The 22,772-nt window shown below is 71.8% G+C and carries 15 protein-coding genes and 1 riboswitch; of the genes, 6 read left to right on the top strand and 9 right to left on the bottom strand.

From position 1 onward, the window contains the following. On the bottom strand, nucleotides 1-1,029 hold the full coding sequence (locus ACZ6TB_RS16540; protein ID WP_465555123.1) for a S1C family serine protease: 1,029 nt from the start codon (nucleotides 1,027-1,029) through the stop codon (nucleotides 1-3). 142 nt (nucleotides 1,030-1,171) lie between these two features. Here ACZ6TB_RS16540 and ACZ6TB_RS16535 point away from each other — a divergent pair, with 142 nt between their 5' ends. The 5 genes from ACZ6TB_RS16535 (at nucleotide 1,172) to ACZ6TB_RS16515 (ending at nucleotide 8,684) form a co-directional block, all read left to right on the top strand. Continuing rightward, the gene (locus ACZ6TB_RS16535) at nucleotides 1,172-2,503 is read left to right on the top strand and encodes a ribonuclease D (protein WP_465555121.1); all 1,332 of its coding nucleotides are present in this window, start codon (nucleotides 1,172-1,174) and stop codon (nucleotides 2,501-2,503) included. Between the two features lie 518 nt (nucleotides 2,504-3,021). Next, nucleotides 3,022-4,212, top strand: coding sequence for a thiolase family protein (locus tag ACZ6TB_RS16530; protein ID WP_465555119.1), 1,191 nt, complete (start codon nucleotides 3,022-3,024; stop codon nucleotides 4,210-4,212). Then, nucleotides 4,209-6,269, top strand: a complete 2,061-nt coding sequence (locus tag ACZ6TB_RS16525) for a 3-hydroxyacyl-CoA dehydrogenase NAD-binding domain-containing protein (protein ID WP_465555117.1) — start codon at nucleotides 4,209-4,211, stop codon at nucleotides 6,267-6,269. Before ACZ6TB_RS16530 ends, ACZ6TB_RS16525 begins: the two co-directional genes overlap by 4 nt. A gap of 162 nt (nucleotides 6,270-6,431) precedes the next feature. Beyond that, nucleotides 6,432-7,448: a hypothetical protein gene (locus ACZ6TB_RS16520; protein ID WP_465555115.1), complete on the top strand. Its 1,017-nt coding sequence runs from the start codon at nucleotides 6,432-6,434 to the stop codon at nucleotides 7,446-7,448. Between the two features lie 144 nt (nucleotides 7,449-7,592). Beyond that, a complete protein-coding gene (locus ACZ6TB_RS16515) occupies nucleotides 7,593-8,684 on the top strand; it encodes a DUF2637 domain-containing protein (protein ID WP_465555113.1) in 1,092 nt (363 codons plus the stop codon). Nucleotides 8,685-8,877: 193 nt separating this feature from the next. Here the strand turns inward: ACZ6TB_RS16515 and ACZ6TB_RS16510 are convergent, their stop codons facing one another. From ACZ6TB_RS16510 to dxs, 6 genes are all read right to left on the bottom strand, one after another. Beyond that, nucleotides 8,878-10,113, bottom strand: a complete 1,236-nt coding sequence (locus tag ACZ6TB_RS16510; RefSeq protein WP_465555111.1) for a sensor histidine kinase — start codon at nucleotides 10,111-10,113, stop codon at nucleotides 8,878-8,880. Further along, a complete protein-coding gene (locus ACZ6TB_RS16505; protein ID WP_465555109.1) occupies nucleotides 10,110-10,784 on the bottom strand; it encodes a response regulator transcription factor in 675 nt (224 codons plus the stop codon). Before ACZ6TB_RS16505 ends, ACZ6TB_RS16510 begins: the two co-directional genes overlap by 4 nt. 71 nt (nucleotides 10,785-10,855) lie before the next feature. Then, nucleotides 10,856-12,154 (bottom strand): PQQ-binding-like beta-propeller repeat protein, encoded by a 1,299-nt coding sequence (locus tag ACZ6TB_RS16500; protein WP_465555107.1) that lies wholly within the window; start codon nucleotides 12,152-12,154, stop codon nucleotides 10,856-10,858. Further along, a complete protein-coding gene (locus ACZ6TB_RS16495; protein WP_465555105.1) occupies nucleotides 12,151-13,512 on the bottom strand; it encodes an outer membrane protein assembly factor BamB family protein in 1,362 nt (453 codons plus the stop codon). Before ACZ6TB_RS16495 ends, ACZ6TB_RS16500 begins: the two co-directional genes overlap by 4 nt. Before the next feature lie 4 nt (nucleotides 13,513-13,516). Further along, nucleotides 13,517-14,833 (bottom strand): outer membrane protein assembly factor BamB family protein, encoded by a 1,317-nt coding sequence (locus ACZ6TB_RS16490; RefSeq protein WP_465555103.1) that lies wholly within the window; start codon nucleotides 14,831-14,833, stop codon nucleotides 13,517-13,519. Nucleotides 14,834-14,911: 78 nt separating this feature from the next. Continuing rightward, nucleotides 14,912-16,840: a 1-deoxy-D-xylulose-5-phosphate synthase gene (gene dxs / locus ACZ6TB_RS16485; RefSeq protein WP_465555101.1), complete on the bottom strand. Its 1,929-nt coding sequence runs from the start codon at nucleotides 16,838-16,840 to the stop codon at nucleotides 14,912-14,914. 129 nt (nucleotides 16,841-16,969) lie between these two features. Then, a riboswitch (ZMP/ZTP riboswitch) is annotated at nucleotides 16,970-17,050 on the top strand. 252 nt (nucleotides 17,051-17,302) lie between these two features. On the opposite strand from dxs, the gene ACZ6TB_RS16480 reads away from it, so the two are divergent. Then, on the top strand, nucleotides 17,303-18,127 hold the full coding sequence (locus ACZ6TB_RS16480) for a bifunctional 5,10-methylenetetrahydrofolate dehydrogenase/5,10-methenyltetrahydrofolate cyclohydrolase (protein WP_465555099.1): 825 nt from the start codon (nucleotides 17,303-17,305) through the stop codon (nucleotides 18,125-18,127). A gap of 1,069 nt (nucleotides 18,128-19,196) precedes the next feature. Here ACZ6TB_RS16480 and ACZ6TB_RS16475 read toward each other — a convergent pair. Then, nucleotides 19,197-20,675 (bottom strand): class I SAM-dependent RNA methyltransferase, encoded by a 1,479-nt coding sequence (locus ACZ6TB_RS16475; protein WP_465555097.1) that lies wholly within the window; start codon nucleotides 20,673-20,675, stop codon nucleotides 19,197-19,199. Beyond that, entirely contained in the window at nucleotides 20,672-22,729 is a 2,058-nt protein-coding gene (locus ACZ6TB_RS16470; RefSeq protein WP_465555095.1) for an APC family permease, read from the bottom strand. Before ACZ6TB_RS16470 ends, ACZ6TB_RS16475 begins: the two co-directional genes overlap by 4 nt. Nucleotides 22,730-22,772 lie beyond the last annotated feature (43 nt).

Here is a 22,772-nt window from a genome sequence, read left to right as displayed (position 1 = left end):
TCAGCAAACATCGAACGTGGCGCAGGCCGTCTTCACCGGGATGGCCAGGCCGATGCCCTCGGCGTCCTTGGCCTTCGCCGTGGCCAGGCCGACCACCTGGTTGTTCGCGTTCACCACCGGGCCGCCCGAGTTGCCGGGGTTGATCGGCGCGTCGAACTGGATCGTCGGGCCGTCCGGGTCGTCGGGGCGGTAGGCGCTGATCACGCCGGTGGTCACCGTGTCGTCGAGGCCGAGCGGCGCGCCCACCACGACCACCTGCTGGCCGGGCTTGACCTGGGCGGTCGCGGTCGGCAGGCCGACGATCTTCTGGTTGGCGCGCAGCAGCGCCAGGTCCTTGCCCTTGCTGACCTTCACGATCGTCGCGTTGATCTTCGTGCTGCCGCGCTCGAGCGTCACCAACTTGCCGCCGCCGGTCCACACCTCGGCGACCACGTGATAGTTCGTGAGCAGGTTGGACTGACCGTCGGCGGCCTTTTTGCCGACCGACCAGGCGGTGCCGGTGAACTCGCCGGCGCGTACCCGGAAAACGCTCGGCAGCACGCGCGAGCTGACTGCCTCGGGGTCGAAAACCCCGGCGAGCTGCTTCTCCAGCCGGTCGGTGCGGTCCTTCTCGGCGGCGAGGACGGAGTGCATGGCGGCGTTGTCGCTGTTCATCGATTCCAGCCGGTACGCCTGCCAGGCCGCGACCGCGACCAGAACGGCGACCAGCCCGGCCAGCACCGGTTTGACGCGGCCCCGGGACCGGGCGGGCATCGGCTCGGGGTCGGCCGTGACCGGGAACGCGCCGCTCGACCAGGTGCGCTGCGGCTGTTCGAACTGCGACTGCCCGAAATCCTGCGGCTGCCCGAAATCCTGCGGCTGCCCGAAATCCTGCGGCTGCTGCCCGAATTGCTGGTATTGCGGGGGCTGCGGCTCGGCGCCCCACGGATCGGCGCCCCACGAGGCCCGCTCCTCGGCACGCCTCCGGCCGTCGTATCGGCGCTGGTCGGTGCCGTCGGCAGGGATGAACGGGTCGTACGTGGTGGTCATCCGGCACGGCCTCCCGGGTATCGGCGCTGCGAGGGGTAGTACGGACGAGAAGCCGTTTCGGATGAGTCCGGATTCGATCGAGAACCGACGCGCCGGTACCCGGCTGCATGATGCGGGGGTGACGCACCCGTACGGTTACGGAGTGACCGACGAAGCACCCCTGCGCCGTCGGGACGAGCCAGAGCCGGCAGGGGACGGACGACCGCTCCCCGAGCCGCCCGACCCGACGTCTGGCGGTCCCGACCCCCTGCCCGCCGCCGTCCCACTGACCGCCCCCCGCGAGGGCACCCCCCGCCCCGTGGAGTCCGACGACGAATTGGCCGAGGTCGTGGCCAAGATGGCGGCGGGCAGCGGGCCGGTCGCCGTGGACGCCGAACGCGCCTCCGGCTACCGCTACACGCAACGTGCGTACCTCGTGCAGCTGCGCCGGGCCGGGGCGGGCACGGTACTGATCGACCCCCTGCCCCTCGACGACCTCCGGACGCTCGACGCCGCCCTGGCCGAGAGCGAGTGGGTCCTGCACGCCGCCAGCCAGGACCTCGCGTGCCTGGCCGAGCTGGGCATGAAGCCGCGCCGGCTGTTCGACACCGAGCTGGCCGCCCGGCTGGCCGGCTTCGAGCGGGTCGGGCTGGCCGCGCTGACCGAGCAGTTGCTCGGGTTCTCGCTGGAGAAGCACCACTCGGCGGCGGACTGGTCGACCCGGCCGCTGCCCGAGTCGTGGCTGACCTACGCCGCCCTGGACGTCGAACTGCTCACCGACCTGCGTGACCTGCTGGCCGCCGAGCTCGACCGGCAGGGCAAGTCGGCGTGGGCGGCGGAGGAGTTCGCCGCGCTGGTGGCGAGCGCCGACCGCCCGCCACGGGTCCGCCCCGACCCTTGGCGCCGCACGTCCGGGATACACCGCGTGCGCGGAGCCCGGGCGCAGTCCCGGGTGCGGGCCTTGTGGTACGCCCGGGACGGGGTGGCGGCCCGCCGCGACTCGGCGCCCGGCCGCGTGCTCCCCGACTCGGCGATCGTGGCCGCGGCCGAGATCGACCCGAAGGACGAGCGTGCCCTGCTGGGCATCCCCGGCTTCGGCGGCCGATCGGTCCGCCGGCTGGCCCGGGTGTGGCTCGACGCCCTGGACGAGGCGCGCGCCCTGCCCGACGACGCCCTGCCGGTGAACCAGCCGATGGACGGACCGCCCCCGCCGCACCGCTGGGCCGAGCGCGACCCGGTGGCCGCGGCCCGGCTCGCCCGGTGCCGTCAGGTCGTCATCACCACCGCGGAGGCCAACAACCTGCCCCCCGAAAACTTGATAAGTCCGGATTTCATCCGTCGGTTGGCGTGGTCTCCGCCGGACGAGGTCTCGGCCGCCACGGTCGGCGACACGCTGCGCGGCTTCGGCGCCCGCAACTGGCAGGTGGGCCTGCTCGCCGTTCAGTTGGCCGAGGCCCTACCCGACCCCGCACCCACACCCACCCCCGCGACCTGACCCGGCCCGCGCGGGGCTGAGCGGACCTGCGAGGGCTGAGCGGACCCGCGCGAGGCTTGACGGGCTGAGCGGACTCGCGCGGGGCTTGGGCGGGACTGAGGGTTGAGGCGGGCTACGCAGGGCCGAGCGGGCCTGAGGGCCGAGCGGGCCTGAGGCCTGAGCGGGCCTGAGGGCCTGAGCGGGCCGGCGCGGGGCGAGAGAGCCTGCGCGGGCTGAGTGCATCTGAATACCTGCGGACCGTCGCCCGGGGTGACGGTCCGCGTGGTTTTGTGGGGTGAGCGCCACCGCTCACGCACGTCGCCCGGGTGGGTCGAGTGTTTTGGGCGCTCCGGCGCCCTGCTCGGCCCGGCCGGGTCCCCGCGGGAGCGACGGTCCGTACACCCCACCCACGTAGGACATCATGAATTTGATCTCCCGAAACGCACCGCTGGACGCGCGCTGTGACATTTCTGGGGACCGCTGGCTCCCGCTAGTTACTGACGAGTAGCATCGTACGAAACATCCGCGAGGAGGCTGCAGTGCCCCGTGAAGTACGTGAGGTCGTCTTCGTCGACGGCGTCCGCACCCCGTTCGGCAAGGCGGGCGGCATGTATGCCGAGACCCGCGCCGACGACTTGGTCATCCGCTGCATCCGGGAGCTGATGCGGCGCAATCCCCAGCTTCCGCCCGAGCGGGTGGACGAGGTCGCGATCGCGGCCACCACCCAGATCGGCGACCAGGGTCTCACCATCGGGCGCACGGCGGCGCTGCTGTCGGGGCTGCCCAAGACGGTGCCCGGCTACGCGATCGACCGCATGTGCGCGGGCGCGATGACCGCGGTGACCAACGTGGCCGGCGGCATCGCGATGGGCGCCTACGACTTCGCGATCGCGGGCGGCGTCGAGCACATGGGCCGGCACCCGATGGGCGAGGGCGTCGACCCCAACCCGCGCATCCTGGCCGAGAAGCTCGTCGACCCGTCGGCGCTGGTCATGGGCTCGACCGCGGAGAACCTGCACGACCGCCTGCCGGAGATCACCAAGGAACGGGTCGACCGGTACGGCCTCAATTCGCAGATCAAGACGGCCAAGGCGTACGCGGACGGCAAGCTCCAGCCCGACCTGGTGCCGGTGGCGATTCGCAGCGCCGAGGAGGGCTGGGGGCTCGCGACCGTCGACGAGGCGCCGCGGGAGACCTCGCTCGAGAAGCTGGCGACGCTGAAGACGCCGTTCCGCCCTCATGGACGGGTCACGGCCGGTAACGCTGCGGGGCTGAATGACGGCGCCACGGCGGCACTGCTCGCGGATGAGGCTTCGGCGCGTGAGCTGGGGCTGCCCGTCGCGATGCGGCTGGTCTCTTTCGGATTTGTCGGTGTTGAGCCCGAAATCATGGGATATGGGCCGATCCCGTCTACGGAGAAGGCGCTCCGGAAGGCCGGACTGACGATCGACGACATCGGGCTGTTCGAGCTGAACGAGGCGTTCGCCGTGCAGGTGCTGGCGTTCCTCGACCACTACGGCATCGCCGAGGACGACCCGCGGGTCAACCCGTGGGGCGGCGCGATCGCCATCGGTCACCCGCTCGCCTCGTCCGGCGTGCGGCTGATGACCCAGCTGGCCCGGCACTTCGCCGAGCACCCCGAGGTCCGCTACGGCCTCACCGCCATGTGCATCGGCATCGGCATGGGCGGGACCGTCATCTGGGAGAACCCGAACTGGGAGTCGAAGTGATCGAGCACCCGAATGAGGTAGTTACCAAGGCCCTCGTCCGGTTCGTCCGGGTGCCCGGCCTGGCCAAGCAGGCCGCACTGATCACTTTGGACAACGGTTTCGACTACAAGAAACCGAACAGCTTCGGGCCCGGGGGGCTTGCTTCTCTCGACGCCGCCATCACGGCTGCCACCGATGGCGATCCGGCGTTCATCGCGGTGACCGGCAAGCCGTACATCTTCTGCGTTGGCGCCGATATCACGGGGATTCCGTATATTACCGACAAGTCGCAGGCGCTGGAGCTCGGCGAGCTGGGGCATCGGGTGTTTGCGCGGCTGAAGAACTCGACAATTCCGACTTTTGCCTTCATCAACGGCGCGGCACTCGGCGGCGGTCTCGAGGTGGCGCTGCACTGCCACTACCGCACGGTGTCGACCGGCGCGGCCGCGCTCGGCCTGCCCGAGGTCGCGATCGGCCTGGTACCGGGCTGGGGCGGCAGCCAGCTGCTGCCCAACCTGATCGGCGCGCCCGGCGCCGCCCAGGTCATCCTGCAGAACCCGCTCACCCAGAAGGTGCTCCGGCCCAAGCAGGCCCGCGAGCTGGGTGTGGCCGACGAGATCTTCGAGGCCGCCGACTTCCTGGAGAGCTCGCTCGCCTGGGCCGCCGGCGTGGTCAACGGCGACGTCACGCCGCAGCGACCCGAGGTCGACAAGGACATGTGGGACGGGGTGCTGTTCTTCGCCAAGCAGCAGCTCGACGCGCGGCTGCACGGCGCCGTCCCGTCCGCCAACAAGGCGCTCGAGCTGCTCGCCCTGGCCAAGGACGCGTCCTTCGAGGACGGCACCGCGGCCGAGACCGAGGCGCTCGCCGACCTGATCATGGGCGATGAGGCGCGGGCCTCGCTGTACGCGTTCGACCTGGTGCAGCGCCGGGCCAAGCGGCCGGTCGGCGTGCCCGACAAGTCGCTCGCCCGCAAGGTCACCAAGGTCGGCATCGTCGGCGCCGGCCTGATGGCGTCCCAGCTCGCGCTGCTGTTCGCCCGCCGCCTCCAGGTGCCGGTGGTGATGACCGACCTCGACCAGACCCGGGTCGACAAGGGCGTCGGCTACGTGCTCGGCCAGATCGAGAAGACGGTCGCCAAGGGCCGGATGGATGAGGGCACCGCGGCCAAGCTGCGCGGCCTGGTGTCGGGCTCGGTCGACAAGTCCGCCTTCGCCGACGCCGACTTCGTGATCGAGGCCGTCTTCGAGAACCTCGACCTCAAGAAGCAGATCTGGGCCGAGCTCGAGAAGATCGTCTCCCCCGAGGCCATCCTCGCGACCAACACCAGCTCGCTGTCGGTCACCGAGATGGCGGCCGACCTCGAGCACCCGTCGCGGGTGGTCGGGTTCCACTTCTTCAACCCGGTCGCCGTCCTGCCGCTGCTCGAGATCATCAAGGGCGAGCAGACCGACGACGCCACGCTGGCCACGGCGTTCGCGGTCGGCCGCGAGCTGAAGAAATCGTCGGTGCTGGTCAAGGACGCCCCGGCGTTCGTGGTCAACCGGGTGCTCACCCGCTTCACCAGCGAGGTCTTCCAGGCCGTCGACGCCGGCACCCCGCTCGACGTGGTCGACTCCGCGTTCGACCCGCTGGGCCTGCCGATGCGCCCGATCGCGCTGCTGCAGCTGGTCGGGCCGGCCGTCGCCTACCACGTGGGCGAGACGCTGCACCACGCGTTCCCTTCTCGTTTTGCGGACTCGCCGAACCTGAAGAAGATCGTCGACGCCGGGCTGCCTCTGATGGACGACGACGAGATCAACCCCGAGGTGGTCAAGCTGGTCGCGGGCGGTTCCGCTCCCCTCACGGCCGAGGAGGTACGGGCGAAAGCCCTCGCCGCCCTCGCGCAGGAGATCCGGATCATGCTCGACGAGGGCGTGGTAGCTGAGGCGCAGGACATCGACCTGTGCATGGTGCTCGGCGCGGGCTGGCCGTTCCACCTCGGCGGCGTCACGCCCTACCTGGACCGCAGCGGCATCGCCGAGCAGGTCACCGGCAAGCGGTTCCTGCCCCGCGGGGTGGCGAGCCTGCCGGCCTAGAAAGTCGGATCGACGACGCCCCGCACCCGTCCGGTGCGGGGCGTTGTCGCCTTGCCGGTGGTTTTGTCCGGTCGGATGTGATCTACCGCCCGTTGGTGGGGGCTACCACGGTTGCCCGGTACCGATAGGCTCGACAACGGTCTAGCTATTGATGGAGCCCTGATGTCGCAGCCCCCGCAGCCGCCATATTCCGGCCAGCCCTATCCCGGGCAGCCTTCCTCCGGCCAGCCCTATTCGGGCCAGCCGTATCAGGGCCAGCAGCCGAACTATGGTGGCCAGCCGAACCCCGATGTGCCGACCTCTGTGCCGCCGCAGCCGGGCTACCCGCCCACCCAGGCCTACCCGTCCTCGGGGCAGCCGCAGTACGGCCAGCCCCAGTACGGCCAGCCGCAGCCTTCGTACGAGCAGCAGCCGCAGTACGGCCAGCCTTCGTACGAGCAGCCGCAGTACGGCCAGCCCTCGTACGCGCAGTCCGACTTCGGCCAGCCCGGGTTCCCGCCGCCGCCCACCCCGCCGAAGCAGAAGTCGAAGGCGCTGCCGATCGTGCTCACGGTCATCGGCATCGTGCTGGTGCTCTGCGTGGGCGGCTCGATCGCGGCCGCGATGACGCTGAACAACAAGTCCGACGACAAGACGACGACCAGCGGCGACACGGGCGCGACCACGGCACCCACCACCGACACGGCCGACCCGACCAACGAGCCCACCCAGCCGGCGGCGCAGAAGGTCACGATCGCCGCGCCGAAGACGCTGGGCGGCCGGCCGAAGCTGACCGACGAGCAGTTCGCCGGCATGGCCGACGCGCTGAAGTCGGCGCTGGGCCAGTACCCGGGCGCCACCAACTCGGTCGGCGCGCTCTACGGCACCGTCGGCAAGCAGGACATCGTGGTGGTCGCCGCGGCCGAGGCCCCGGTCGACGACCCGGCCAAGACGCTCGACCAGATGTTCTCGAGCCTCGGCATCGGCGGCCTCAAGGTCTCCAGCATCTCGACGGCCCCGACCGGCTCGCTCGGCGGCTCGGCCAAGTGCGGCACCGCCGACGCGTCCGGCACCGACATGACCCTGTGCAGCTGGGCCGACGACGGCAGCATCGGCATGCTCATCTGGTACGACAAGTCGGTTTCCAAGGCCAAGACCGAGTTCCCGAAGCTCCGCGCCCAGGTCGAGAAGAAGAGCTAGTCAAGCCGACACGCCGCTCGACACGATCACATGGTCGTATCGCTCCCGGCACGGACCGGACACGGTTCCGTGCCGGGAGCTTTGTTGTAACCCGCCTCGGTCAGGATGGTCCGGACCTTCCCGACGGCCCGAGGAGTAGTTCCGGTGGTGGTACTGCAGCACCTGCGTCGCGTCCGGTGGGCGGTTCGCGCCACCCTGTTTCTGGGCGTCGCCGCCTCCGTGGTGGCGAACGTCCTGCACGCGCTGGACAACCCGATCAGCCAGGCCATCGCCGCCTGGCCCCCGCTCGCGCTGCTGCTGACCGTCGAGCTGATCTCCCGAGTCCCGGTCCACCGCCGCTGGCTGGCGGCAACCCGCCTGATCGCCACCGCGACGATCGCCGGCATCGCGGCCTGGGTCTCGTACTGGCACATGGCCGGCGTGGCCGCCCGCTACGGCGAGACCGGCGCGTCGCCGTACCTGCTGCCGCTGTCGGTGGACGGCCTGATCGTGGTGGCCAGCATCTGCCTGGTCGAGCTGGGCGGCCGCATCTCCACCCTGGAGCGCGCCGCCGAGGAAGCGCCGCCCGAGGCCGTCGCGCCGGTTCTCCGCCCGGTCGCGTCGGCCGAGCCCGCGATTCCCGATCTGATCCCGACGCCCATCCGGACCATCCCCGCCGCCCCGGCCGGGCGCACCGCGCCGATGGACCGCCGCGCTCGGGCCGAGATCGCGGCCGCCCTCTCCCGCACCAACGGCGACGATTCCGCCGACATGCGGCCCACAGCCCGGCAGCACCCCGCCCCGGCCGTCGTCGCCTCGGGTCGCGCCTCGGGTCGCGCCTCGGGTCGCGCCTCGGGTCGCGCCTCGGGTCGCGCCTCGGGTCGCACCGCGGCGAGCGTCGGTGCCGGCGCCACAGGCCGCACCCCGGCGAGCGCCGGTGCCGGCGGCGCGGGCCGCACCGCGGTGAACGCCGGCGCCGGCGGCGCGGGCCGCGCCACGGCTGCCGCCCGCGCGGTTCCCGCCCAGCGAGGCACCGCCGGGTCGCACACGGCCACCAGCCCGGTGCCTGCCGCCCGTGGCGCCGCGAGGTCTCCGGCCGTCGCCAAGCCGCGGCGCACCCCGGCCGAGACCGTGGCCCTCGGCAACCAGATCAAGGCCGAGCGGCCGTCGCTCACCGAGGCCGAGATCGCCGCCGAGCTGGGCATCACCGCGTCACGCTGGCGCGCGGTGCGCCGCGAGGCCACCCTCGCCGCCTGAGCCTCCGCGCGCGCATGCGTGAGCCGAGCCGACCCGGGCGACCGGCGCGCTGAGGTAAGCAGAGCCGGAGCACTCAGGTCGCCAGAGCCACCCCGGGCAACCGGCGCGCCGAGGTAAGCAGAGCCGGAGCACTCAGGTCGCCCGGAGCCGAGCCCAGGCAACCCGCGCGCCGAGGTAAGCAGAGCCGGAGCACTCAGGTCGCGAGGCCCACGTTCTTGCCCCGCGGCACCGAAGCCGAAGCCGCCACCACCGGCGTAGCGTCGGCGGACGGCAGCGCCACCGTCACCTCGAGGCCGCCGCCCGGCTGGGCCACCGCCGAGACCGTGCCGCCGTGCGCGTCGCAGACCGCGCGGACGATCGACAGGCCCAGGCCCGACCCCCGCGAGCCGGTGCGCTCCCAGCCGCCGCGGCGGAAGGGCTCGAACAAGCCCGGCACGTCGGCCGGCTCGACCTCGTAGCCCGTGTTGCCGACGATGAGCCGCGCCTGGCCGTCGGCCATCTCGGTGCGCAGCCAGAGCTTGCCGAGCAGGTGGTTGTAGCGGATCGCGTTCTCGATCAGGTTGCCGGCCAGGCGGTCGAGCAGGCTCGGGTCGCCGACCACGTGGGCCGGCTGGAGGTCGGTGGTCACGTCCAGCTTCATCCGCTCGGCCTCGGCCTTCACCGCCGACAGCGCGTTGTAGACGCTGGTCGCCAGGTCGGCCGGCACCTTGCGGACCAGCCGGCGGCCGGACTGCGCCTCCGAGCGGGCCAGCACCAGCAGGGCGTCGACCAGGCCGTTCGCCCGTTCGGAGGCGTTGCGCACGACCTTCGCCATCCGGCGGTACTCGGCCACGTCGGCCTCGTCGTCGCTGAGGGTCACGTCGATCTCGGTGCGCATGACGGCGAGCGGGGTGCGCAGCTCGTGCGACGCGTTCGCCACGAAACGCTTCTGCGCCTCGAACGCGCCGGCCAGCCGGTCGAGCATCGCGTCGAAGGTGCGGGCCAGCTCGGCGACCTCGTCGTCCGCCCCGGAATAGCGGATGCGCTGGTCGAGCGTCTCCTCGCCGAGGCGCCGGGCGGTCTGGGTGACGCGATGCAGCGGACGAAGGGCACGGCCGGCCACCGCGTACGCGCCGGCAATGCCGATGATCCCGATGGCCAGCAACGCCACCAGGCCCTTGACCAGCACCTCGCGGGAGGCGCGGTCGACCAGCCCGGTCTGCCAGGCGATCGCGTCCCGCGGCGTGCCGTCGGCCAGGGTGACCGTCGAGCCGTCGCGGAGCGCGTCGACCGGGTGCATGGCGTCGCCGACCAGCAGCCAGGCGAGCAGCACCAGGATCGCACCGGCCCCGACCAGCAGGATGCCGTTGAGCAGGGTGAGGCGCAGCCGCAGCGTGGGCCGGAGGTTGAGCTCCAGTTTTCGCCGGGTGCGGCCGAGGTAGACGGTCATGACAGGCCGACCGGTTCGGGCACGCGGTAGCCGGCGCCGACCACGGTCTCGATCAGCGGCGGGTCGCCCACCTTCTTGCGCAGGGTCATCACGGTGACCCGGACGGTGGTCGTGAACGGATCGGTGTTCGCGTCCCACACCCGCTCGAGCAGCTCCTCGCTGGACACCACGCCGCCGCGGGCCTTGAGCAGCTCCTCCAGCACGCCGAACTCCTTGTTGGTGAGCTCGATCGGCGCGCCGCCGCGGGTCACCACCCGGCGGGTCTGGTCGAGGATCAGGTCGCCGACGGTGAGCACCGGCGGGGCGGCCGGGGTGGCGCGCCGGCCGAGCGCCTGCACGCGGGCCACCAGCTCCTCGAAGGCGAACGGCTTGGCCAGGTAGTCGTCGGCGCCGAGCTGCAGCCCCTCGACCCGGTCGGCGACGGTGCCGCTCGCGGTCAGCATCAGCACCCGGGTCAGCGCCCCGGACGCGACCAGGTCGGCGCAGATCTCGTCGCCGTGCTTGCCGGGCAGGTCACGGTCGAGGACGACGACGTCGTAGCGGGTCACGTACGCCATCTCGTGGCCCTGCAAACCGTCGTACGCGACGTCGACCGCCATGCCCTTGCGACGCAGACCCCGGGCGATCGCGTCGCACAGGTTCCGCTCGTCTTCCACCACCAGCACGCGCACCGCACGACCTCCCGAGCAAACCGCAGGGCAACAGCCTCCCCGACCAGGTGTGAAGAGGCCGTAAGAGAAGGCTACCGAAGGCGCCATACGGCAACCGAGGCGTCGATGAGCCGGCAGGTCATCACCCCGCCGCCCGTCTCGCAGCCGCCGGACACGCGGTCGGCCCGGCCGAGCGGCTCGATCGAGCGGTTCGCCGGGTCGAGCAGCCCGTAGTAGACCTGGTACTTGCCGCCGGGCACGTCGCGCTTGCCGTAGAGCAGGCCGTCGCCGGCCAGGCCGAGCCCCTGCCACGCGCCGAAGTCGCCGAGGACCCGGCCGGTCTTCGGGTCGAGCACCGTCAGCGAGGGCAGATCGTCGTCGCCCTCGACCTGACCGGCGGTCGCCAGCAGATAGGGGCCGAGCGGTTCCGCGTACGCCCAATGATCGGAATCCCAGAGCCGGCGCCCGGTCGCCGGATCGAGCACCGTCATCCCGCGCTGCTGGCGGAAGGTGCAGATGACCGAGCCGCAGTCGGACTGGAGCCAGCTCTGCGACAGATCCGCCGTCGTCCGCCACATCCGCTCGAGGCCGGGCAGGCGGTAGCCGTCGTAGCCGTGCTCCCCGGCGGCGACCAGCAGGAGGTCGCTGACCGGCCAGATCAGCCCGTTGACCCGGTCGACGCCGATGGTCGCCGAGGTGGAGGCGATGGGGTGGCCGGTGTGCGCGTCCCAGGTCTCGAGCGCGCCGGTGCCGGTGAGGATGACCAGCCAGTCGGGGTAGTCGCCGCCCCGGCCGGTCTCGGCGACGAAACCGTCGACCGGTCGCGCGACCCGCCAGCGCTCCTTGCCCGTACGCAGATCGATCGCGACGTCGCCCTCGTCCTCGCTGACCAGGGCCAGCCCGTCGGCCTCGGAGACGCCGATGAGCCGGGCCGAGCGCCGCCAGAGCAGGCCCGTGGCCGCGCCCGCCCGCTGCGCCACCACCTCCTGGCTGCCGCTCGCGTCGAGCTGGTAGCCGACCACCAGCGTGTCGCCGGCCTGCTGGACCCCGACCACCGCGCCGGCGACCGAGACCGTGGTCCGGGCGACCAGGCGGGCGGCCGGCAGCCGATAGGTGGAAATCGTGCGGGCCTGGGCGGTCGGCCTCTCCACCCCGCCGCTGCCGACCAGGAACAAGAGATTCCCGGAGAGGTACGTGGTGTCGCCGAGCCGGGCCGGGATGACGACCGGGGCCTCGGGCCGATGCCGGGCGGCCGCCCCGCCGAGCAGCACGACCAGCACGACGGCCAGGGCGCCGAGCAGCGGCCGGTAGGGCACCGGCGGCCAGGCCGCCCGCGTCGCGACCGGCGTGGCCTGGTGGTCCGGCACCTCACCGAGGTCGATGACGTTCATGTCGTCCGGTATCTCCAGAACTGGAGACCGGCGCCGCCGCGGCACATCACGTAGCGCGGCCCGGAGGTGCAGTCGCTGACCGGCCCGGTCGTCGCGCCGAGCAGCTGCACCCGGTCGCCGGCCACCACCCCGAACGCGCTGCGCCCGGCGTCGAGCGACCGGCGCACGACCAGTGGCAGCCCGATGTCGCTGGTGACCCCGCTGTACCACCCGGCGAGGTCCACCCGGGTGGCGCCGGTGGCCGGGTCGACCAGCCGCAGCGGCGCGCCCGAGGAGGTGTCCATCTCGACCACGAGACCGTTCTGGGCGCCGAGGTCGACGGTGTTCGGCGCGCGCCAGGCGGTCCGCCCGGTCGACGGGTCGAGCACCTCGAGGCGGGACCGCGGGCCGACGCAGAGCACGTCGCTGCACGCCGGCGGGTCGGCCAGCAGGTCGGGGACGGCCCGCTCCCACCGCCGGTCGAGGCGGTCGGCGCCGTAGCCGACCTCCTGGCCGGGCGAGCCGTAGGCGCCGTAGTGCACCACCAGGATGCCGCCGACGAGCTCGCCGTAGGTCGGGCCGATCTTGCCGATCCGGGGCAGCGGGACGCCGTGCGTCACCGTGCCGGTGGCGGCGTCGATCCGGTCGAGGCGGTCGGAGGCGATGACGAGCACGGCCGGGGCGCCCGCGGGGCCGGGAATGACGTTGATCGAGCCCGGCCGCGCCACCGTCCAGAGCACGGCGCCGGTGCGCAGGTCGACGCCGTGCACGTCGGTGCGGACCGGGGGCTCGGTGTGCGGCTCGCCGGTCGACGAGAAGTAGAGCAGGCCGGGATCGCCCGAGGACTGGTCGTAGAGGGTGCCGGCCCGGAAGACCTGGGTCGTGGTGACGCCGACCCGGTCGCCGGGCAGCGGGGTGACGTCGACCGGGGAGCGCCAGCGGATCGCGCCGGTCCTCGCGTCGACGACCGTGGTGGCCGGTCCGTCGGAGAGCAGCACCTGGTCGCCGGCGGGCCGGGCGTCGGTGCCGCCGAAGCCGACGTCGTCGGGGGTGGTCGCCCGGGCCGGATAGGCGACGGTCCACAGCTTGCGCGGCGGCTCGTCGATCTGCCAGGCGGTGGCGGTGCGCTCGGGGCCGGACGAGGTCATCGTGTAGACGCGGTCGCCGGCCAGCCGGGACTGGACGCCGCTGCTGTCGACCGACGGCACGGCGCCGAGGTAGCGCCAGAGGGCGGGCCCGCCGGTCGAGGCGCCGCCGAGAACCAGCAGCAGAGCGGCGGCCAGCACCAGGCCGGGCAGGCGGTAGCGGTAGGCGGGCGGGATCGCGCGCGGAGGCGGCGGCTCGTGCTGGGCGGTCAGGTCCAGCTCGATCAACGCCAAGGCCTCAACCCTCCTGGTACGACTCCTGGTACGACCAGACGACCAGCTCGCCGTACATCGTCCGGCACACCAGCCGGCTCGGTGCGGCCTGACAATCGCCGGTGCCCGCCGGCAGGCTGTCGAGGACCTGCGGTCGTGTGTCGCCCGGGCGGGCGACGGCGACCATGGTACGACCCTGAGCGTCGGCGGCCCGGACGAGCAGCAGGTTGCCGTCCTCCCCACCACCGGTGACCGGTCGCCAGCCGCGCAGCGAGAGCCGGAGCGCGCCGGTCTCCACGTCGACCACGCCGAGCGGGACGGTGCCGTCGGATCCGCCGAAGGCGACGAAGAGGCGGCCGAACTGCTCGATCTCCTGCCATCCGCGCCGCGTCCAGAGGGTGTCGCCGGTCGCGGGGTCGATCGCCCGCACCCCACTCGAGCCGCTCAGACAGGCGAGAACACCACAAGCCTGGATTTCGTACGCGTTCCCGGCCGGCTCGGTCCACAGCTGCTTGAGCGTGATCGGGTCGTACGCCGAGATCTCCGCCCCCGAGTTGCCCGGGTGCCGCAGCAGGATCTTGCCGTCGGCCACCACCGGGTTGTCCGGGCTGTAGTCGGCGGCCGGCACCGTGGCCTTGGCCACCAGCTTGCCGGTGTCGAGATCGTGCACGGTGAACGTCTGGTCGTCGTTCACCAGCAGCATCCGGGAGCCCTCGTCGGCGAGGCCGGGCACGCCGAGCAGGACGGCGGTCGACGGAACCCGCACGGTCCAGAGGGTGCGGCCGGTGGAGGCGTCGACGGCCTCGATCGGGCCCTGCACCCGGCGGCCGGTGCCGGTCAGGCTGCGCACCGACGAGACGGCGAGCAGCCGGGAGGAACCGGCCACCGTGATCACGTTGCCGGGCCGCTCCCACTGCGAGGCGCCGGTGAAGACCGAGACCGCGGTCGTGCCCGGCTCGGTGGCGCCGGTCGTCCACGGACGCATCAGCACCAGGTCGTCGCTGAGCCGCAGCCGGTACGCGGGCGTCGATTGGCCGGCCTGCCAGCGCATCTGGCCACTGGTCAGGTCGTACGAGGTCAGGAGCCCGAAGGTTTGGGCGAGCAGCTGGCCGTCGCCGCTCAGGGCATAGGTGTCGGCCGGGCCGACCTGGAGCCGGAAGATCGCCGCCAGCGGTGACTTCGTGGGCGCGACCGACCCGGCGGTCAGCATCAGCACGATGGCGGCCAGGATCGCGGCCGGGAACCACAGCGGGAGGGTCGGGCGGCCCGGGGAGTCGTACGTCGGCGGCTCGCCACGGTCCAGCCCGAGATCGATGACGACCGTGCCACCGTTGTCTTCCATGGCCCAAAAATAACGACTGGATAACGGAACCGCCCCGCGGCGGTCCGTTACCTGCGTCTTTAGCGCGGTTTGGAAGTTCTACGGCAGGGTCTGCGGCTCCGCCACCGCTTCCAGGCGGGAGACCCACTCGGTGACGTCGCGGGCGATGTCCTGCGCCGTGAGGCCCAGCGCCGCGAGGATCTCGGCCCGGGTGCCGTGCGGGTGGAAGCCGGTGGGCACGCCGAAGTCACGCAGCGGCACGTCCACGGCCGAGTCGCGCAGGGCGCTGGCCACCGCGTCGCCGACGCCGCCGGCCCGGACGCCGTCCTCCATGGTGACGACCATGCGGTGCTGGCCGGCCAGGCCGATGAGCTCGATCGGGACCGGGCGGACCCAGCGGGGGTCGACCACGGTCACGCCGTAGCCCTGCTCGGCGAGCCGGTCGGCGACCTCGAGGCCGATACCGGCGAACGAGCCGACGGGGATGAGCAGCACGTCCTTGCGGTCGGCCGCGCTTTCCCGCAGGACGTCGACCTGGCCGAGCCGCCGGACCGCCGGAGTCTCGGGGGCCACGGAGCCGGTCGGGAACCGTACGATCGTCGGTCCGTCGTCGACCGCGACCGCCTCGCGCAGCTCCTCGCGCAGGGTGGCCGCGTCGCGCGGCGCCGCGATGCGCAGGCCCGGCACCACGCCGAAGACGCTCATGTCCCAGATGCCGTAGTGGCTCGGGCCGTCCGGCCCGGTGATGCCGGCGCGGTCGAGCACGAAGGTGACCGGCAGGCGGTGCATGGCCACGTCGAGCAGCACCTGGTCGAACGCGCGGTTCAGGAACGTGGCGTAGACGGCGACGATCGGGTGCAGACCACCCATCGCCAGGCCGGCCGCGCTGGTGGCGGCGTGCTGCTCGGCGATGCCCACGTCGTACACCCGGTCGGGGTGCTTGCGGGCGAGGGCGGCGATGCCGGTCGGCTCGGCCATGGCCGCGGTGATGCCGACGACGTCGGGCCGCTCGTCGGCGATCCGCACGAGCTCCTCGGCGAAGACGTGGGTCCACTTCACCGACGGCTTGGCCAGCAGCTTGCCGGTCTCGACGTCGAAGGCGCTGCCCGGGCCGTGCAGGCGGTCGGCCTCGTCGAGCTCGGCCGGCCGGTAGCCGTACCCCTTGCGGGTCACCGCGTGCACGATGACCGGCGCGTTGAAGCCCTTGGCCCGCCGCAGCGCCGACTCCATGGCCTGCACGTCGTGGCCGTCGACCGGGCCGATGTACTTGATGCCGAGGTCCTCGAACATCGGCTGCGGGCTGACCGCGTCCTTGATGCCCTTCTTGACCGCGTGCAGCACCTCGTAGACCGGCTTGCCGACGACCGGCGTCGAGCCGAGCGCGTCCTTGACCAGGTCGAGCACGCGCTCGTAGCCCGGGTTGAGCCGCAGCGTGGAGAGGTGGTCGGCGAGCCCGCCGATCGTCGGCGCGTAGGACCGCCCGTTGTCGTTGACGACGATGACCAGCCGGTTCTTGGCGGCCGCGATGTTGTTGAGCGCCTCCCAGCACATGCCGCCGGTGAGCGCGCCGTCGCCGACCACCGCGACGACGTGGCGATCCTCACCCCTCAGCGCGTACGCCTTGGAGATGCCGTCCGCGTAGGAGAGGGCGGTCGAGGCATGCGAGTTCTCGATCAGGTCGTGCTCGCTCTCGGCCTGGCTCGGGTAGCCCGACAGCCCGCCACGCTGGCGAAGCTGGTCGAAGCCGCCCTGCCGACCGGTGACGATCTTGTGCACGTACGCCTGGTGCCCCGTGTCGAAGAGCATGCTGTCCCGCGGGGAGTCGAAGACCCGGTGCATCGCCAGGGTCGTCTCCACGACGCCCAGGTTGGGCCCGAGGTGACCGCCGGTGCGCGACACCTTGGCCACCAGGAAGTCACGGATCTCGGCGGCCAGCAGCGTCAGCTGCTCCGGGGTGAGGCGCTTCAGGTCACCCGGTGAGGTGATGGACGCCAGCAGGCCGGTCGAGGCGGGGTGGGCTTCGCTCATGGCTGCGAAGTCTATCGGCGCTGCGTGGGGTCGCACGCCGCGCGAACGGACAGAGCCTGGTCCTACACACAACCTGCACATTGCTGAGAACGGTGAGTTGTCTCACAAGATGCCGGATATGGCATCCTTGACCCACTGCGCAACTGGCGGCACAGGATGGGTCAACCATCGGGGAGCCGGCCACGGGAGTCGACCGCCTGGGTTCCCGTGCCGAGGAGCCGCCCCATGTCTTCTTCCACTCCCTCGTCTTCTTCCACTCCCTCGTCTTCTTCGCCCGCCGCCCCTTCCCCGGCCGCCTCTTCCCCGGCCGCCTCTTCCCCGGCCGCCCCTTCCTCAGCCGCCGCCCCTTCCTCGGCCGCCGCCCCTTCCTCGGCCGCCGCCCCTTCCCCGGCCGCCTCTTCGGCCGCTGCCTCTTCGCCCGGCTCTTCTTCCGCCGCCGCCCGCTTGTTGCCCGGCGCCCCCGTGGCCGAAGCCGTGCTCGCCGACGTCACCGCCCGCGCTTCCCGCCTCCGCGACCGAGGCATCGTGCCGAGCCTGGCCACCATCCTGGTCGGCGACGACGACGCCAGCGCCGGCTACATCCGCATCAAGCAGCGCCAGGCCACCGAGCTCGGCTTCGACTCCCCGCACCGCCACCTGCCGTCCGGGACCACCCAGGACGAGCTGCACCGCGTGATCGCCGAGTTCAACGCCGACAAGGCGGTACACGGCGTGCTCATCCAGTACCCCATCCCCGCCCACCTCGACTACGACGCCGCGCTGCAGACCCTCGACCCCGACAAGGACGTCGACGGCATGCACCCCCTCAACATGGGCCGCCTGGCGCTGGGCATGCCCGGCCCGCTCCCCTGCACCCCCGCCGGCATCGAGGCCCTGCTGGCCCACTACGAGATCCCCGTAGCCGGCCGCGAGGTCGTGATCCTCGGCCGCGGCGCCACCCTGGGCCGCCCCCTGGCGATGCTCCTGGCCCAGAAGCGCCCCACCGCCAACGCCGCCGTAACGGTCGTCCACACCGGCGTAGCCGACTGGCCCCGCTATACCCAGCGCGCCGACATCCTGGTAGGCGCCGCCGGCGTCCCCGGCATAATCCGCCCCGAACACGTAAAGCCCGGCGCCGTAGTCATCGGAGCCGGCGTCCGCTACGAGGGCCGCCGCCTGCTCCCCGACGTAGACGAGTCCTGCGCCACCGTGGCCGGCGCCATCACCCCTCGCGTAGGCGGCGTAGGCCCCACCACCGTCGCCATGCTCTTCCGCAACGTCATCGAGGCCGCCGAGCGCATGAACTAGCACCGCCGAGCGCTGTGCCGGCGAGCGCTGTGCCGCCGTGCGCTGTGCCGCCGTGCGCTGTGCTGCCGTGCGCTGTGCTGCCGTGCGCTGTGCCGCCGTGCGCTGTGCCGCCGTGCGCAGTGCCGCCGAGCGCTTGAACCAGCGCCGCCTAGCGCACGAAGCAGGGCCGCCGAGCGCATGAAGCCGTAAGGCAGCTCAATTTCTGGCATGCCCTACTCAATGCCGCCGCACCTGGCTGATCTGCGCGCGCGACACTTACCTGTGGTATGTCCCCTCCAGTCGCTTCCCCTCTCGCCGAGATTGCTCTGCCGATGCCGACCACCATGCCAGGAACCGCCGCCGAGCACATCCAACCCAGGTATGACGACTTAAGTCGATGATTCCAGTGGATCTCAAAGTGGCATAATCGAATGATTACAGCGCGGCCCTGAGGCGCGAGACAATCTATATATGCGGCAGCTTCAGATGTTCACCAGAGCAGAGCTGGCCGCAATGCGCCATCCGACAAGGTCGCGCAACCATTCTCCCGCCCGCGACCAATTCCGACGTGACCACGAACGCCACCGAGCGTGGGGCTTGACCCGCCGGCACGCCGAACGCTTGCGCCGCACACACGAGATCCGTGGTGCCGGACCTGCTGCGGACATTCGGTCAATCTCCGCGGAGCACCCGGCAGATCAGGCCGCTATTTCCGATCTGACGGCACCATCACTGTCGTCTGCGCCTGCACCTGCGCCTGCGCCTGCGACGGCGACGGCGACGGCGACGGCGACGGCAGCTACGGCGACGGCGACGGCGACGGCGACGGCAGCTACGGCGACGGCGACGGCAGCTACGGCGACGGCGACGGCAGCGACGGCAGCGACGGCGACGGCGACGGCAATGGCAGCGACGGAACCAGAAATGACGCCAGTATCGGAGGCGGCAGCGGCACCCGCTTCCAATTGCGGCGCGATGCCTCGTCCGCTGCTTTCACGACAGGGTTTTGTTTCCCTGTTTGTGTCAACTGGCCGGGCCTTATTCGACCCTTCGGGAATGTTCCCTTTCATTGGCCATCACCGTCAGGAGGTCAGGGCTCCAAAAGGGCTACGCATTCCACGTGCTGCGTCATGGGAAAGCAGTCGAAAGCGCGCAGTTCCGTCAATCGCCAACCCTGGGCGCGGAATGTCGCTATGTCTCGGGCCAAGGCGGCCGGGTCGCAGGCTACGTAGGCGACCGCCCGGGGGCGGGCCGCGGCGATGGCCTTGACCACCTGGGCGCCGGCGCCGGAGCGGGGCGGGTCGAGGACGACCAGGTCTACCGGGGCGGTCACTCGGCGGCGTTGCAGGGCCGTTTCCACCCGGGCCTGGACGATCTCGACGGTGGGGAGGTCGGCCAGGTTGGCTCGGGCCGCGGCGCAGCCCAGCGGGGACGACTCCACCAGCGTCGTGCGGGCGGCGGTGTGGGTGGTCAGCGCGGCGGCGAACAGGCCGGCGCCGCCGTAGAGGTCCCAGGAGACCTCGCCCTCGGCCGGGCGGAGGAGGTCGACCACGGTCGCGGCCAGGGTGTCGGCGGCGGCGGGGTGGATCTGCCAGAAGCCCTCGGGCGGCACCGACCAGTGGCGGGCTACGGCCTCTTCGCTGACCTCGGCGGGGCCGGACAGGCGGCGGCGGTTGCCGACCGGGGCGGGGCCGTCGGCGACGTCGTCCGGCGGGAGGGTGGCGCCGCTGCCCGACGGGCGGGCCAGGACTGCCACGTCGCCGGCCGAGGACGCGGTGACCTCGATGGCGTCGTCGTCGGGCCACGGGCGCTGGAGGAGGTCCAGGTGCTGGATGGCGGGGTGGGCTATCCGGCAGCGGTCGATCGGGACCACCTGGTGGGAGCGGTGCTGCAACAGGCCGGGGCGGCCCGCGGCGTCGACCGCGTAGCGCACGTGGCTGCGCCAACCGAGCAGCCTCGACTCGGGGCCGGCGTCCGCGACCGGGCCGGGATCGGCGGCAGGGCCGGCGTCCGCGACCGGGCCGGGATCGGCGGCAGGGCCGGCGTCCGGGGCAAGGCCGGGATCGGCGGCAAGGCCGGGATCGGCGACAGGGCCGGAGGCGGCGGCAAGGCCGGGATCGGCGACAGGGCCGGAGGCGGCGGGCGAGGCGAAGGGCACAACGGCTGAGGAGGTTGGCTGGATCGGTGGGAGGGCTTCCACGCGTACGGGGAAATCGCGCAAACCGGCCAGGCGGGTCAGCTGCTCCTGGACCACCGCGGTTTTCCAGCGCAGCTGGGCGTTGTCGGCTACGTGTTGCAAGTCGCAGCCGCCGCAACCGCCGGGGTGGGCGTATGGGCACGGGGGCTCTACGCGGTCGGGCGACGGGTCGAGGATGGCCACGGCGTCGGCTCGCAAGTAGCTCTTGTGGCGCTCGGTGATCTCGGCTACCACGCGCTCGCCTGGTAGGGCGTGGCGGACGAAGTAGACGCGATTGTCGAGGCGGGCCACGCAATGGCCGCCGTGGGCAGGCGCGCCCACGACCAGTTCCACGCGGTCGCCCTCGACCAGGTCGACGCTGGGATCGGTCATGTGCGGGCCTCTTCCGATGACGACGAGGATGAGGACGAGGGTGGGCTGGGGGGCGGGGTCTCCTCGGAACGCGTCCGCGGGCCACGCGACGGGCCCCGGCTCAAACCGCGGTCGAAGCGGTCCAGGTCGCGGTCCTGGCTCGAGCGCAACTGCCACGGCACGCTCGTCACCATCACGCCGGGCTCGAACAGCAGACGGCCCTTGATGCGCAGCGCGCTCTGGTTGTGCAGCAAGTTTTCCCACCAGCGGCCCACCACGTACTCGGGCACGAACACCGTCACCACGTCGCGCGGGGAACCGCGCCGGACGCCCTTCACAAAATCGATGATGGGGCGGGAGATTTCCCGGTACGGCGAGTCCACCACCGTGAGCGGGACCGGTATCTGCCGTCGCTCCCACTCGGCCTGGATCGCCCGCGTGTCCTTGTCGTCGACGTTGACGGTGACCGCCGTGAGCGTGTCGGGGCGGGTCGCCTGGGCGTACGCCACCGCCCGCAGCGTCGGCATGTGCACCTTGCTGACCAGCACCACCGCGTGGTTGCGGCTGGGCAGCACCGGCCGCTCGTCGGTCGGCTGGAGCTCCTGCGCGACCCGCGTGTAGTGCTTGCGAATGCCCAGCATCGTGACGTAGATGACCAGCATCGCGGCGATCGCGATCCAGGCCCCGAGCAGGAACTTCGTGACCAGCACGACGATCAGCACGGCGCCGGTCAGGCCCATGCCGAACGCGTTGATGGCCCGCGACCGGATCATTTTCGCCCGGCGCTGCGGATCTCGTTGGGTGCGCAGCAGGCGGTTCCAGTGCCGGATCATGCCGCCCTGGGACAGCGTGAACGACACGAACACGCCCACGATGTAGAGCTGGATGAGCCTGGTCACCTCCGCCTGGAACGCCACCACCAGCACGATCGCGGCGATCGCCAGGAAGATGATGCCGTTCGAGAAGGCCAGCCGGTCGCCGCGGGTGTGCAGCTGGCGCGGCAGGTAGCGGTCCTGGGCCAGGATCGAGCCGAGCACCGGGAAGCCGTTGAAGGCGGTGTTCGCGGCCAGGAACAGGATCAATGCGGTGACCGCGCCGACCACGTACAGCAGGAAGCCGTTCCCGAACACCGTCTCGCCGAGCTGCGCCGTCACCGTCTTCTGGTCGTAGCCGGCCGGGCCGGAGACGATCTGCGTGGTCGGGTCCTCCACGTACTGCAGGTGGGTGATCCGCGCCAGCACGATGATGCCGACCAGCATGACGATCGCGATCCCGCCCAGCAGCATCAGCGTGGTCGCCGCGTTCTTGCTCTTCGGCGGCTTGAAGGCGGGCACGCCGTTGGAGATGGCCTCGACCCCGGTCAGCGCCGCGCAGCCGGAGGAGAACGTCCGCAACAGCAGATAGGCGAACGCGAAGTTGGTCAGGTTGCTGTGCTCGGCGGTGATGACCAGGTCGGCGCTGGGCGCGCGCAGGTCCTGCCCGAGGACGAAGACGCGGAACAGGCCGGTGAGGATCATGCCGACGATGACGATGATGAACGTGTACGTCGGAATGGCGAAGGCCGTGCCCGACTCGCGCAGGCCCCGCAGGTTGAGCGCCGTGAGGATGACGATCGCGCCGACCGCGAACGGCACCTTGTGGTCGGCGACGAAGGGCACCACCGAGCCGAGGTTGTTCACGCCCGAGGCCGTCGACACCGCGACCGTGAGGATGTAGTCGACCAGCAGCGCGCTGGCGACGCCCAGGCCCGCGCGGGGACCGAGGTTGACCGTGGCCACCTCGTAGTCGCCGCCGCCGGACGGGTAGGCGTGCACGTTCTGCCGGTAGCTGGCCACCACCGTGATCATCACGATGGCGACCGCGAGGGTGATCCAGGGGGAGATGACGAAGGCGCCGGCGCCCGCGATCGAGAGCGTCAGCAGGATCTCGTCGGGTGCGTACGCCACGCTCGACAGCGCGTCACTGGCGAACACGGGCAGCGCGATCCGCTTGGGCAGCAGCGTGTGCTGCAGCTTGTCGGAGCGGAACGGTCTGCCCAGCAGCAGCCGCTTGGCGAGGGAGGTCGTACTTGCCACGAGTGCCAAGGGTACGGGCGCATCTCGACCGCCGTATCCCGCC

The organism is Actinoplanes sp. NPDC051537, from assembly GCF_055586105.1.
This window is presented reverse-complemented; position numbering and strand designations above follow the sequence as displayed.